Genomic DNA, 13,971 nt, shown 5'->3' with positions numbered 1-13,971 from the left:
TTTAAATTTTTGTAAAGGGACACGGCTGTATCGAAATGGGTTACGATCGCCCTCCCCGGATTTCCGATACCGTGACCTTTTTGTTCTGAAACTCCTGCAACTGCGATCGCTATTTTCAACATTATTGAGCCGGTGGCTGTTCTCCTTCCGCCGCTGCCGGTGGGGGCGGCGGTGGCGCGGCTAAGTTTTTTAGCTGCTCCGGTGGTAACGGCATCACTGCTATCAAATTAAAATTGGTTTCGAGACTTGCTTGGGCCTGTTCGGTAATTTTACCATCAGGATTGACAAAAATCGTCTGACTGCCTTCACCCAATGTACTGGTCAATTGACCAAAGACTACCATTTGTTGCAATCGTTCAAGCCGTCGCAAGGTATCTAGGGTTTGCTGATAGTTTCCCGCCATTTCCAGTTCCATTGTCTTTCCTTCCACTGCTTGGGACAGCGTTAAGGAAGGCGTAGGGGGTGGGGGAGCAGCGGCTGCTGGGTCAGCTGGGGGAGGAGTTGCTGCTGCTGCGGGTGCGCCTCCCGCTGCGGCAGTGCCTTCGGTAAAAATCCAGTCGTTCGGGCTGGTTTCTAGGGGCTTGAAGGATTCTAATTTTCCGCCACTTTGCCGCACAATTTGGTTAACATCCAGCAGCAAGGTTTCTAAAGTCGCCCCCTGAGCAAATAAAGCTAAGACATTTTCCTTTCGCTCTTGGGTGATAACTAAATTAGCTTTAGCCTCATCCATTTGACGAATTTTCGATTGTTGATTGGCGATTTCGTCTTGTTTGGCAGCAATTTGCGTCTTTAAGTTGGTCTGCTCTTCCATCGCAGGCAATAGCATTTTAAAGGCTGCAAATCCGGCAAGTCCCAACCCGAGTACCGCAATTAAAATCCCTTGAATTTGCGGGGTGAGAACAAAGCTACCAATTTTATAACTTCCTGGCGGTGCAGCCTCTTCAGCCCGGGCTGCCTGCATTGCCATAAACTGTTCGCTGACGGTCATCGTTGAATTACCCCCTGTTGTTCGAGTGAATTGATGCGAGTGGTCAGTCCTTCAGCCCGAGTTCGCTGGAGATCGGCGAGAATTTCTGAAGCCAGAACGTTGCTCACTGTGGCACTAATGTTATATTCGACAACTTTTGGCAGTTGAAAGTCAGTCGGGGGACAGGTGGTTTGTTGACCCTCAAAACTGGGATCGCATTCTACCTGCACCGGATTGTCTACCAGAGTGGCGTTAATTAACTGGGTTTGGCTCTCATTAAAGAAGGGCGATCGCTTCAGGGTGAGCACAAAATCATTGACATCATCAAAGGTTTTGGCATATCCCTTGATCTCAATTTTTTGTTTAACTTTGGTCCAGGGTGAGGAAGCTTGAATTTCTTCTGGAGGGGCTTGTTCAATCTGATGATTCAGATTAGCCAGTTGCACTCCCGGCGGTAGGCGATCGCGCAATTCTTGTAATAGCGCTGACATCGGCTTGACTGAAGTATTAAAAATATTGGCAAAAAATGTGATTTGGGTATTTAACTGCTCAATTTCCGCATTGATAGTTTCCACCGCTTGAACTTGTTCACCCAAACTCCCGGATTGACTCTCCAGGTTAGCCAACTGTCCCTGGAGTTCGGTATTTTGGTTATTCACCACAAACCAGCCCCCCATCACCACCGCGATCGCCGAGACTCCTGCCGCCAGTCCCCCAATCAACATCGTCGTTTGTTGCCGGGAAGTTGCACCGGGCGCTTTTTTAACAACTGGGGGCTTATAATCAGCGCGATCGTTGAGAAAATTAATTTCTAGACTATACATTTCATTTGGCCTCCCGCATGGCTAACCCCAGCACAACTCCCAATCCTGGGCGCTGCATTAGGGGCATTTTTTCTTCATCTACTTCCAGGGCTAAATTCTCCACTGGATCCACTACGATGCTTAATAAACTTAATCGCTGATTGAAAAAGTCATCTAACCCTCCAATCGATGCGCCCGGTCCTGCCAGCAGGAGCTGTCCGACCTCCAATCCTTCGCTCTGATTCATATAAAAATCAATTGAGCGCCGCAGTTCGTCTCCTAGCTCGGAAAACACTTTAATAATAGCTTGAGTTCCGGGGCTACTTCCCCCTCCCATTGTACCTGACCCGGTACTTTCTGTTGGGTTAGCCGGAATCGTCATCCCCTGCAACATATCCGTATTGCGAGAGGGGGGTAAATTCATCGCTTGGGATAGGGCCGTTTGTACCTGATAGGTCCCGATCGGGATGGTTCGGGAAAATTGCGGAATCCCATCCACCACGATCGCAATTTCGGTACTATCAAACTGAATATCAGTCAGGACTACTGCCTCTTCTGGCGGTAACTGTAGCAGTTGTTCTCGAATCGTCCGTAACAGGGCAAAACTAGAAATTTCCAGAATTTCTATCCCTAATCCCGCTTCTTGAAAGGTACTAATATAAGTATCCGTGACTTCCTTGCGAGTTGCCACCAGCAGCACCTGGACTTTTTCGATGCCATCCTCATCCATGAACTCCCCTAATTTTTGGAAGTCTACATCTGCCTCTTCTCGGGGAAACGGCAAATAGAGTCCCGCCTCTTGGTTCATGTACTCCCGCAATTCCAAATCATTCAGTTCTTTGGGAACGGGGATAATCCGAATCACCCCTTCCCGCGCCGGTACAGCCGTAGCAACCCGCTTAATATTGGTTAAATTGTGTTCCGCTAGGGTCTCTTGGATGATTTGGGCCATCTCCGGGGGGTCTGCAATCAACCCTTCTTCTACAACGCCTTCGGGGACTTCCGCCGTGGCGTATGTTTCTAGTTGATAGGAGGCACCCTGTTGACGCAGTTGCACGATATTGAGTCGTTCTGGAGCAATTTCCAGTCCAATTCCATTGGATCCTTTAGACAGGAATTTTTTAAAGAAATTAACCACGGTTTTGTTCCATATTGAATTAAAGGGGGTGGGTTTGAACTCATCAAAACTAGATAAGACTGTAGGCAGTGCTTTTCCCTAATCTTAGCAAGCTAACCCTGACGGGCATCGCCCAAGGCGTTCCCCAACTGGGAGCCTGCAAAACAGTCTCCCAGGGGGATAGAGTATTCATAATCTACCCAATTTAAGTTACGATCAGCACGCTTTACCTGGGTCAAATTCCCTTCACCCGCGTTATCTCACCAGACCCTAGGGGTCCTATGCTAATTAGGTTATGAGAGTAAGAATCAACAGTTGGAAACGGTTTGGACTATTTGCCTTATCCGGGTTGTTACTGAGTTGGGCGATCGCCTGCACTCCCGGTACTGGCTCCAATTCGGGACAACCCGCTTCGGAAACTTCGGAAGTTGAATTTTGGACAATGCAACTCCAGCCCCAGTTTACGGACTATTTCAACAGCTTAATCGCCACATTTGAATCGGAAAATCCAGAAATCAAAGTGCGGTGGGTGGACGTGCCTTGGTCCGCAATGGAAAGCAAGATTTTGGCCGCTGTTTCGGCTAAAACTGCCCCAGATGTGGTTAACCTGAATCCTAATTTTGCCACGCTTCTTGCCAGTCGCAATGCGTGGCTCACCCTGGATGATCAGATCCCGGCTGAAATTCGTCAACAGTATCTTCCCAACATTTGGAAAGCGAGTACCTTAAATGGCACAAGTTTTGGTATTCCTTGGTATCTGACCACGCGAATTTCTATTTATAACACCCAACTCTTCAAGGAAGCTGGCATTGACCAACCCCCCAGCACTTATGCAGAATTAGCCCAGGTGGCGCAACAAATTCGCGACAAAACGGGCAAATATGCCCTCTTCATGACATTTGTTCCGGGGGATTCGTCGGAGGTCCTCGAATCGATGGTTCAAATGGGGATGCAACTGGTGGACGCTGAAGGTAAAGCCGCCTTTAACACCCCCGAAGGGCGCGCCGCGTTTCAATATTGGGTAGACCTCTATCAAAAGGGTCTGTTGCCTCGGGAAGTGCTCACTCAAGGGCATCGTCAAGCCGTCCAACTGTATCAAGCGGGAGAAATCGCTATCCTCGGTTCTGGCCCCCAATTTTTCAAGACGATCGCCGAAAATGCCCCCAGTATTGCTGAAGTCTCGGCGGCAGCCCCCCAAATCACCGGCCAAACGGGCAAGAAAACCGCAGCAGTGATGAATTTGGTGGTGCCTCGGGATACGGATGTTCCAGAAGCAGCGGTTAAGTTTGCCCTATTTGTCACCAATGATGAGAATCAGTTGACCTTTGCCAAGGATGCAAATGTCTTGCCTTCTACTCTGCAAGCCCTCCAGGATAGTCATTTCCAGACCTTACCGGCTAATGCCTCCCAGGTCGATCGCGCCCGAATGATTAGTGCTGAGGATCTCAAGAGTGCAGAGGCCCTCGTCCCGGCGATGGAAGATATCCAGCAACTGCAACGGATTATTTATGATAATTTGCAAGGGGCCATGTTGGGTGAACAGTCCGTAGATCAAGCCGTTACCAATGCGGCCCAGCAGTGGAACGCTCGCAATTAGGCGGGTCAGTGAATGAGATTCCGGCGAAAACCTCAATTTGTATCCCCAGTTTTAGGCTGGGGAAGAGGTTTTCTCACCCCTATCTATTCATCCTTTTTGAGTTATGGTATCGGCTAAAAAATAGCCCAGCAAATAAAGAGATCCACACAATACGGTTAAGTTACTCTCTCGTTGCAAGGCTTCTTTTAACGCGGGAAAAAGGTCAGAATAACAGCGAATGTCCTCTAACTCCGGACAGATATTTCGAGCAAGAGTGGCTAACTCTTCCGGTTTAGCCGAGTCATGGTCAGGGACGGGAACTAAGTATAAATTATCGCCCGATCGCAGCAAGGCGCTGAAAATCCCGGCATGATCTTTGGTGCAAAGCATTCCCATCACCCAGGTTACCTTCGGTCGCGAGGCCCCTTCAGGAATGTTGGGGAGGGTCTGCGGGGCCTTGAGACTGGCGACATAATTCCCCAGGATTTGGGCCGCTGCTGCATTGTGAGCCCCATCAATGAGGAGGGGTCGATGGTCGCGAATCACCCACTGAAGACGCCCCGGCCATTGGGTTTTAGCCATTCCCTGGGCGATCGCCTCATCGGAAATGTGCCACCCCTGCTGTCTGAGGGTTTGCACGGTGGCGATGGCTAAGGCAGAATTAATCAATTGCGCTTCTCCCGGAAGGGTCTGAGGATAGGAGAGTTCTTGCGTCTGGACCCATCCCGGTTGCATGGGGATCGGGGTGGCAGGTTCAGGAAATAAGGCGGGACAGTTGAGTTCCGCAATCCGGCGATCGACTACGGTTTTTGCTTCCGGGGGTAAGGGTCCGACAATTGCGGGACATCCCGGTTTGAGAATTCCGGCTTTTTCCCGGGCAATATGGGCCAGGGTAGGGCCTAGGCGTTGCCAATGTTCCCAACTAATTGAAGTAATCACACTCACCAGAGGGCGATCGCAAACATTGGTAGCATCCAAGCGGCCTCCAAGTCCCACTTCCATCACCACCACATCAAGCTGTTGTTGGGCAAAATACAGCCAAGCTGCGGCGGTAATCACTTCAAACTGTGTTGGGGAAGGCGCTGCGGGGTCGATCGCCTCGGTGACTTGGATGAGGACCTCCTGCAACCCTTGTTCAGAAATGGGGCTGTCATTTACACAAATTCGTTCCGTCCAATCCACCAGATGCGGCGAAGTATAGCGCCCGACTCGATACCCTGCTTCCATAAGAATGGCAGAAAGATAAGCACAGACAGACCCTTTGCCATTAGTTCCCGCGACATGAATCAAGGGAACGCTGTTTTGGGGATTGCCTAAATCATTTAAGAGTCGTTTGATGCGATCGAGGCCCAGTTCGACGCCAAAGCGTCCAAAGGAGGACAGGAGAGAATCCACAGTTGCCAGTGCCATTACCACCCAATCTCGTAAAAGTTACACCCATTTTGGTTAAGAAACTCCACTATATCAAGCAAGAGTCCTGCTGAGACCAGATATTTTTACTCAGCTTGTTCCAGCGCCATCAACTCCCCCAGTAGCAATTTCTGAAACACTACTGACGATCGCCCTAGGGAGAGGTTACGGTAGCAGATAAGTCACTTTTTAACGATCTCAACGTCCAGCACTTATGGCAACAGAACTGGCAATCGATACTCGTGGACTCACTAAGCAATTTGACCGACATATCGCCGTTAATGATGTTCATTTACAAGTCAGTCCCGGGGAAGTTTATGGACTGATTGGACCCAATGGTGCCGGTAAAACCACCTTAATCCGAATGCTGGCGACGGCAGAGGAACCGACCATTGGGGAAATTTATATCAATGGGGAACGCCTCCTGCGGGATAGTAATAATCCCACCCTTAAACGTCGTCTCGGCTATTTGCCCGATGATTTTCCCCTGTATGATGATTTAACCGTTTGGGACTATTTGGACTATTTTGCCCGACTCTATTATCTGCGGGAACCCCGGCGCAGTCAGCGTCTTTATGAAGTATTAGAATTAGTTCAGTTAGAGAATAAGCGGAATAGTTCCATCGCCACCTTGTCCCGAGGCATGAAACAGCGGCTTTCTCTGGCGCGAACCATTGTCCATGAACCGATTTTACTCCTACTTGATGAGCCTGTTTCCGGATTAGATCCCATCGCCCGAATGCAGTTTAGGGAAATTATTAAAACCCTCCGGGAAGCGGGGATGACCATTTTGATTTCCTCTCATGTGTTGAGTGACTTGGCGGAATTGTGCACCTCTGTAGGAATTATGGAACTTGGATATTTGGTGGAAAGTGCGCCTTTAAAAGAACTCTACGAACGTTTGAGTCGCCAGCAAATTTTAATCTCCACTTTGGGTCAGTTAGAGGTATTAGAAGGGGAACTGAAACAGTGTCCGCAAGTTGAGGGATGGGAAGTCAATCCTGATGGGAAAACCCTGCGGGTGCATTTTGCGGGGACTCCGGAAGACAGTGCCAATTTGTTGCGATCGCTGATAGATGCCAAGATTCCTTTGCATGAATTTCACTCTACGCAGGAAGATTTGGAAACAATTTTCCTGAATTTAGGGCATAAGCAGGCATCTTGACCAGGAACAATAGGTCTGGTTTTTATTCCGAAAATTTCAACTGGTTGTTAGAAAGTTTCCGTATTTTTTCTCTTCAAATAAGGATAAAATGATCGCAAAAGTATTCAAGGATTGGAATGAATGGAATCCCCAGTTAGTTCGAGAACTAAAAGGGCGTTTGAATCCCCGTTCCCTTAGACTTGTTTTGTATTTATCGGCGATTACTCAGTGTGGGATAGTAGGATTCTCTTCCCAGCGCGATTGTGCAGATTGGTCCCAGTCGGGTAGTGGATCCTGTCAACACTATCAACTCGCGATTCGGTGGGAGTGGGTCTTTCAGACTTTCAGCTTTATACTACCGTTGCTGTTATTAGTTGGAGGAGTCTATTTATTAAGCAGTGATTTGGTCAAAGAACAACGCCGAGGTACTCTTAATTTCCTGCGGTTGAGTCCGCGAACCAGTCAAAACATTTTGTTAGGTAAATTGTTAGGGGTTCCGGTGCTCTTGTACTTAGGAGTTGGGTTTGCTGTTCCCTTACATTTGATCGGTGCGATCGCCGCAGGTATTCCTCTGGGGTGGGTTTTGGGTTTTTATGCAGTCATCCTTGCCTTGGGTGCTTTTCTCTATCTCGGAGCCCTTCTCAATGCGTTATTTGTGGCTGAAGTCCAATATCAAGCCATCATCAGTAGTGCTTTAGCGGGTTGGCTGGGTTACAGTTTGGTCTCGTTCATTTTGTACTACTTAAGCTGGAAAAATAGCGATTTTAACGAATTTGCATTTAAGTGGTTTTTCTCCGAAGACTTGGGGAAAAATTATAACTTGGCATTTGCCTGGTTATGCTTCAGTTTCATGGGGGGTATTTACTGGATTTGGCAAGGGCTAAATCGGTATTTCAAAAATCCCAATGGCACATTATTAAGTAAAGCTCAAAGCTATAGGTTAACAGCCAGCTTTCAAATTTGGATACTGGGGATGTTCTATCCCTGGATTTCTCCGAGTGCTATCGACGAGGATTTGATGCCGATGATGTTTATGATGTCTATCTTGACGTTAGTCCTGTTTTTATTGATTATTCCCGCGATTTCTCCCCGACGACAAACCCTCTTGGATTGGGCGCGGTATGCTCATGAAACCAGGCGACTAGGGCTTAAACGTCTCAGAACTAAATGGCAAGATTTGATTTGGGGAGAAAAAAGTCCATCTATCGTGGCGATCGCCATTAATTTGGGCATCGTGACTGCAATTTGGGTTCCTTGGATTATGCTCTGGAAGGGCAGTTTTGAGGAGAATTTCCAAGTGGCAATAGGGCTGATGATGACGTTCAATTTAATCTGGATCTATAATATGATTGCCCAGCTTTTGACCTTAATTAAATTCCCAAAACCTGCACTTCTTTCAATGGGAATCGTCATGGGAACTCTAACTTTACCGCCTCTGGTGTTCGTCTTATTTTTCAAGACTGTTTCTGTTAACACCACCTTATGGATGTTGTTCGTCTTTGGTTCACCCTGGTTTGCTCTCATTGAAGCCTATCCAATGGCTATATTGATCAGTTTGTTAGGTCAGTTGGCGGCGATCGCTGTCTTAACCCTAACCCTAACCCATCAAATCCATAGAGCAGGTGCGTCCCATTCTAAATTGCTGTTTGCTGTCAATCCAACGCCAATTGCTCCCAAAGCTTAAGCCCGGGGCAGCCTCCCTTTATCTTCCCTTGTTTAAAGGTTGTTTTCCCTTAAAAAAACTACTTCAATGACCAGTCGTTTAATGGATCATCTCAGAGAATGGAATCCTCAGTTTGTTCGGGAATTAAAAGGTCGATTGATAGCGGGTAAGGTCACCTTAGCAGTGAGGGTATCCCTCGGTGTTCAACTGGTAATTTTTATCGCCTTCATCAGCCAACTTCCTGGACCTGAAGACCTACACAATCATTATTGTCTATACCAAAAAAGTAGCCTTTGTACTGTGGATTGGATGCAGTGGTGGGAAGATTTAAATCAGGTATTTTATTGGATTTTGCCCCTGGCCCTGGTCAGCGGGGGAGTCTATCTACTGATTGCCGATTTGGCAAAAGAAGAACGACGGGGAACGTTGAATTTGATTCGCCTCAGTCCCCAGTCAAGTCAGCACATTTTAATCGGAAAATTACTCGGGGTGCCGGTGTTACTTTACCTCGCCGTGGCGATCGCCTTACCCGCCTATGTAGCAACGGCAATGATGGCCCACATTTCCCTATGGGAAGTGTGGATATTCTATGTCTTCCTGGCTGCCCTTTGCGGCATATTTTACAGTGCGGCAACACTTTTTGCCTTGAGGGGAGGTCATCAAGCCTTAGTTGGGGCCGGTATTACCCTCTCGATGCTGTGGTGGTTAAGAGATCAATCAGGGTATAGCATTATAGATTTAAATTTTCTGCGACCCTATTATTGCGATTGGGTATGTACCCCGGGAGCCCGCCTTCAGTTTACATTTGGCTTATTATTCCAGGAAGATATTTTCTTCGCCGGTTGGATATTTATTTTAGTTAATTGTGCCTTTTTGGCCTACTGGATTTGGCAAGGGGTTTATAGACAATTTCACAACCCTACCGCCACAATCCTCAGTAAAAAACAAAGTTACCTCTTGGTTTTTTACTGGAATTGTTTCTTTTTAATTTGTTGCATTAATGTCTTTCCTTTCGGATTCACAAACCTCGCCCTAGACGCACCCGAACCCGTTTATTTATGGTTTGAAAGACTGGATTTTATCGCCATGCCGAATTTATTCTTATTTTTGGGTCTAATTGCCGCCCTGTCACCGCCGCGACAAACCCTCTTGGATTGGGCAGGTTATGCTCACAAAGCGCGCCCTCAAGCGGTGTTCCAAGATTTAATCTGGGGGGAAAAAAGTCCGTTACCTGTGGCGATCGCCATCTGTGCCACCATCACCGCCCTCATCTTTATTCCCTGGGTCCTCTTATGGCCTGTGGAAATGGTTTATAAATTGCAGGTGATCACGGCGATCGGCTTCTACGCCATCTTAGTAAGCATTTATGCAGTCCTGGCCCAGATCATGCTGTTGATCAAATCCAAAAAGGGAGCATTATGGGCCACTGGCGTTGTGGCAGCAGCGATCGGCCTTCCTCTGTTCATCCTCACTCTATCAGGAGAACACCCCCGGACAATCCCTGACCTCTATCTGCTCTCCATCGACTTCTTCAGGGGCCTAGAATACGCCAGCGCGACTCCCATCTTCATTGCATTCCTAGGGCATCTCGCCATTTTAGCTGCACTCTCTCTGAGGTTACGTCAGCAACTCAACCGGGCTGGGGAGTCCGCCACTCAAGCCCTACTCCTAGGCAGAAACGTTAGTTAATTCCCTTATTCTTCCAAGATGTCTCGGTTAACACTACATTATGGATAATATTCGTCTTTGGTTCGCCCGGGATTGCCCTCCCGAAAGCCTCTGCAATGGCTATATTTGTCCGGTTTTTAGGTCAGTTTGTGGCGATCGCTGTCTTAACCCTAACCCATCAAATCCATAGAGCAGGTGCATCCTATTCTAAATTGCTGCTGACTGCTAATCAAAGCAAGTGAACTCCTAAATGTTAAGGACGGATTCACCTTTTTACTCCCGGTTTTAAATCTTGTTGTTTCTTTAAGGAAATATTTCAATGAACAGTCGTTTAATGGATTATCTCGGGGAATGGAATCCCCAACTTGTTCGGGAATTAAAAGGTCGCTTGATAAGTCGTAACATTACCTTATCCCTAGGACTTTCCATTGTTGCTCAACTGGTGATTTTTATTGCCTTCATTAGTCAAATTCCCGAACCTGACGCCCAATACGGAACCTATTGTATCTACCAAGAAAATAGCCCTTGTCTCGTCAATTGGATTCAGTGGAAGGAAGACTTAAATCAGGTATTTTATTGGATTTTGCCCTTGGTGTTAGTCAGCGGGGGAGTCTATCTGCTGATTGCCGATTTGGCCCGAGAAGAACGACTGGGGACTTTGAATTTTATTCGCGTCAGTCCCCAGTCGAGTCAGAGCATTTTAATGGGAAAATTGCTCGGAGTTCCCGTGTTACTTTATCTCGCCGTGGCGATCGCCTTACCGAGTTATGCCGCCAGCGCAATTGTTGCCCAAGTTCCCCTCTCAGAAGTCTTGAGTTTCTATCTCGGCTTCCCTGCCCTTTGCTCTGTATTTTACAGTGCGGCGGCCCTTTTTGCCTTGATGGGAGGTCATCAAGCCTTGGTGGGGGCCGGTTTGACCTTCGGAACACTGTGGTGGTTAATGTATTATGAATGGTATTACTATGGAAAAGATTGGGTTTCACACCAATGGTTTGGGTTCAGCTTAAATGGAGATAATCTCTTCAATGTTCGGCTATTTGCTTTAATCAATTGTGCCATTTGGACCTACTGGATTTGGCAAGGATTGCATCGACGATTTCGCAATCCTGCCGTGACCCTGATCAGCAAAAAACAAAGTTATGCCTTAGTTTTTTGTGTGAATGTTTTATTCTTAGGATTAGTGACATCCTATTTGGGTTCAGAGTATGACCCCAAATTATCAGGGGCTTATCTCTGGTTTGACAGTCTGCGTTTTATAGCCACCCTGAATTTATTCTTATTTTTGGGTCTGATTGTCGCCCTCTCACCCGCGCGACAAACCCTCTTGGATTGGTCACGTTATGCTCATAAAGCACGCCCTCAAGCGGTGTTCCAAGATTTAATCTGGGGGGAAAAAAGTCCCGCACCTGTAGCGATCGCCATCTGTGCCACCATCGCCGCCCTCATCTTCATCCCCTGGGTCCTCTTATGGCCTGTGGAAATGCTCTCCAAATTGCAAGCGATCGCGGCGATCGGCTTCTACATCATTTTGGCGAGCATTTATGCGGTCCTAGCCCAGATCATGCTATTGATTAAATCCAAAAAGCGAGCATTGTGGGTAAGTGGCGTTGTTGGGGCTGCGATCGGCCTCCCCTTGCTCACTCTAGCCCTATTAGGAGGACAAGCCCAAACCATCCCCGAACTCTATCTGCTCTCCATCCTTTCCTTATCCGGCCTAGAATACGCCACCGCAACCCCCATATTCATGGCATTCCTAGGACATCTCACCATTTTAGCCGGACTCTCCCTCAAGTTACGTCAGCAACTCAATTTAGCTGGAGAATCCGCCACCAAAGCCCTACTCATGGGCAGAAAAGTCAGTTAATCCCCATCCGAAGGCGAGGTAGGCTATAAACTGCCCCGCCTTCTTTAATAGCGGTCATGAGTAGTTCCGGGGGTTACTTCTCAACCTGTAACACTTTAATAATTCATGACCTTAATTACCGGACCTGTTTCGGGCAAACTACCCGTACTCAGTTGAATCGAATTGGCATTGACCTTTTCGACAAGCGGATTATCCAGAACGGATAAGAACTCATCTACCTCGACCAAATCGCACATTTGAGCATCTGCTGCGGTGGTGCGATAGTGCATGGGAATCACAACTTTCGGGTTCAACTTGAGCATCGCTTCCTTCGCTTCGGAGGGGGTATAAGCTTTCGGTCCTCCCCCGACAGGCAATAACAGCACATCGGGGCGTCCCATGAGGATTTGCTGTTCTGAATTAATCGGTGCCGCTGCGCCGCCTAGGTGGAGGATTTTGACCCCGGCTTGGGTCCAACTCCAGGCGACATTGATGCCGAAGCGTCGTCCGCCATAGCGATCGTGGTCGGTGCGAATCCCTTGGATTTGCTTGTTGCGAAACTGATAGGACCCGGGTTCAAATAATAATCGGGGTTGTCCTGGTAGTCCTTCGGTATTTCCTTCGTCCAATAACCGAGAACTAATTAAGACTAAATCTGCGGAGACCAACGGGGGGGGATATCCTGCGGTACATCCGACAGTTCGGAAGGGATTGACGAGGACCCGCTGGCCTTCCCCTTCAAATAAAAAGCAAGTATGGCCTAACCATTGTACCGAGAGGGAATTGGTGTTGTTAGCCAAGTTTTCGGAGGTGGGGGGCATTTGAGCGGCCCACTGTTGCCATGCCGAGGGAAGGGTGGTGGCAATACCGGCCAAAGCCGCTACTTTCCCATAATGGAAAAACTGTCGCCGATTAATCATGATCGAAATCGCTACCAACAGCGGAATTTAAAGGTCAACGGTCGAGGAGGAAAGGTTCGATTACACGCGGGATTTCAACTGATCCAGAAAGTTTTGTAGCAGTTGTTTTCCCGGGGTGGTGAGGATGCTTTCCGGGTGAAATTGCACCCCTTCTAGGGTGGGATACTTCCGATGTCGGACTCCCATGATGGTGCCATCTTCAACCCACGCCGTAATTTCGAGTTCCTCCGGACAGGTTTCTCGGTCAATGACGAGACTGTGATACCGAGTGGCGGTAAAGGGATTGTCGAGGTTTTGAAAGACGCCCACACCGTTGTGATGAACTTCGGAGGTTTTCCCATGCATCAGTTCCGGTGCACCAACGATTTGACCGCCAAAGACTTGTCCGATACATTGATGGCCGAGGCAAACGCCGAGAATCGGCAGAGTGGGGGCTAATTGGGTAATTAAGTCTAGGGAAATGCCTGCGTCTTCTGGGCGTCCGGGTCCTGGGGAGATGACGATCGCATCAGGTCCTAATTTACGAATTTGGTCGAGGGTGATTTGGTCGTTCCGGTAGACGCGGATATCTGAGGCGATCGCCGTTTCTTTGCCCAGTTCTCCGAGATACTGGACGAGGTTATAAGTAAAACTATCGTAGTTATCGATAACGATAATCAAGGTAAAGACTCCTTTTTAGGCGAACAATCATGATAATAATTGGAGATTTTAGAGTTTAGAGTTTAAAGCTTAGAGTTGCCAGTTTAGGCCAATTGGGTTAAATCAATAAATGGACATTCTCTGATAAAATAATCAGTTTTTTAACCAAAGTTGAGCGGGTCGGATTCAGGGGGTTAAGGACCCCAGGATTCGGGTGAGGG

Annotated in this window: 12 protein-coding genes; 6 read left to right on the top strand and 6 right to left on the bottom strand. The window is 47.9% G+C overall.

Going from position 1 to position 13,971, the window contains the following annotated elements; all coding sequences use genetic code 11:
- Positions 1-121: 121 nt before the first annotated feature.
- Genes NG796_RS08255 through pilM form a run of 3 tightly spaced genes read right to left on the bottom strand, consistent with a single transcriptional unit; the run spans position 122 to position 2,908 of the window.
- Positions 122-988 carry a hypothetical protein gene (locus NG796_RS08255; RefSeq protein ID WP_261205425.1) on the bottom strand — a complete coding sequence of 289 codons (867 nt, stop codon included), beginning with the start codon at positions 986-988 and terminating at the stop codon, positions 122-124.
- A complete protein-coding gene (locus tag NG796_RS08250) occupies positions 985-1,791 on the bottom strand; it encodes a PilN domain-containing protein (protein ID WP_261205424.1) in 807 nt (268 codons plus the stop codon). Before NG796_RS08250 ends, NG796_RS08255 begins: the two co-directional genes overlap by 4 nt.
- Position 1,792: 1 nt before the next feature.
- Positions 1,793-2,908: a type IV pilus assembly protein PilM gene (gene pilM, locus NG796_RS08245; protein WP_261205423.1), complete on the bottom strand. Its 1,116-nt coding sequence runs from the start codon at positions 2,906-2,908 to the stop codon at positions 1,793-1,795.
- A 274-nt stretch (positions 2,909-3,182) separates the two neighbouring features.
- Between pilM and NG796_RS08240 the strand changes: the two genes are divergently transcribed.
- The gene (locus tag NG796_RS08240; protein WP_261205422.1) at positions 3,183-4,484 is read left to right on the top strand and encodes an ABC transporter substrate-binding protein; all 1,302 of its coding nucleotides are present in this window, start codon (positions 3,183-3,185) and stop codon (positions 4,482-4,484) included.
- 87 nt (positions 4,485-4,571) lie between these two features.
- Here the strand turns inward: NG796_RS08240 and NG796_RS08235 are convergent, their stop codons facing one another.
- The gene (locus tag NG796_RS08235) at positions 4,572-5,873 is read right to left on the bottom strand and encodes a bifunctional folylpolyglutamate synthase/dihydrofolate synthase (protein ID WP_261205421.1); all 1,302 of its coding nucleotides are present in this window, start codon (positions 5,871-5,873) and stop codon (positions 4,572-4,574) included.
- Positions 5,874-6,087: 214 nt separating this feature from the next.
- On the opposite strand from NG796_RS08235, the gene NG796_RS08230 reads away from it, so the two are divergent.
- From NG796_RS08230 to NG796_RS08210, 5 genes are all read left to right on the top strand, one after another.
- Complete coding sequence (locus NG796_RS08230; RefSeq protein ID WP_261205420.1) at positions 6,088-7,038, top strand: ABC transporter ATP-binding protein; 951 nt, start codon at positions 6,088-6,090, stop codon at positions 7,036-7,038.
- An 88-nt stretch (positions 7,039-7,126) separates the two neighbouring features.
- Entirely contained in the window at positions 7,127-8,701 is a 1,575-nt protein-coding gene (locus NG796_RS08225; RefSeq protein WP_261205419.1) for a hypothetical protein, read from the top strand.
- Positions 8,702-8,767: 66 nt separating this feature from the next.
- Complete coding sequence (locus NG796_RS08220) at positions 8,768-10,369, top strand: hypothetical protein (protein ID WP_261205418.1); 1,602 nt, start codon at positions 8,768-8,770, stop codon at positions 10,367-10,369.
- Positions 10,370-10,464: 95 nt separating this feature from the next.
- Complete coding sequence (locus NG796_RS08215) at positions 10,465-10,590, top strand: hypothetical protein (RefSeq protein WP_261205417.1); 126 nt, start codon at positions 10,465-10,467, stop codon at positions 10,588-10,590.
- Between the two features lie 77 nt (positions 10,591-10,667).
- Positions 10,668-12,212 (top strand): hypothetical protein, encoded by a 1,545-nt coding sequence (locus NG796_RS08210; RefSeq protein ID WP_261205416.1) that lies wholly within the window; start codon positions 10,668-10,670, stop codon positions 12,210-12,212.
- 95 nt (positions 12,213-12,307) lie between these two features.
- Here the strand turns inward: NG796_RS08210 and NG796_RS08205 are convergent, their stop codons facing one another.
- Both NG796_RS08205 and NG796_RS08200 read right to left on the bottom strand, forming a co-directional pair.
- On the bottom strand, positions 12,308-13,111 hold the full coding sequence (locus NG796_RS08205) for an MBL fold metallo-hydrolase (protein WP_261205415.1): 804 nt from the start codon (positions 13,109-13,111) through the stop codon (positions 12,308-12,310).
- Positions 13,112-13,171: 60 nt separating this feature from the next.
- Positions 13,172-13,771 carry an anthranilate synthase component II gene (locus tag NG796_RS08200; RefSeq protein ID WP_261205414.1) on the bottom strand — a complete coding sequence of 200 codons (600 nt, stop codon included), beginning with the start codon at positions 13,769-13,771 and terminating at the stop codon, positions 13,172-13,174.
- Positions 13,772-13,971: the final 200 nt, after the last annotated feature.

Origin of the sequence: Laspinema sp. D2d (assembly GCF_025370755.1) — a bacterium.
Classification (GTDB): Bacteria; Cyanobacteriota; Cyanobacteriia; order Cyanobacteriales; family Laspinemataceae; genus Laspinema.
Note: the sequence above shows the minus strand (reverse complement) of the source record. Positions and strands in the feature narration are given on the sequence as shown.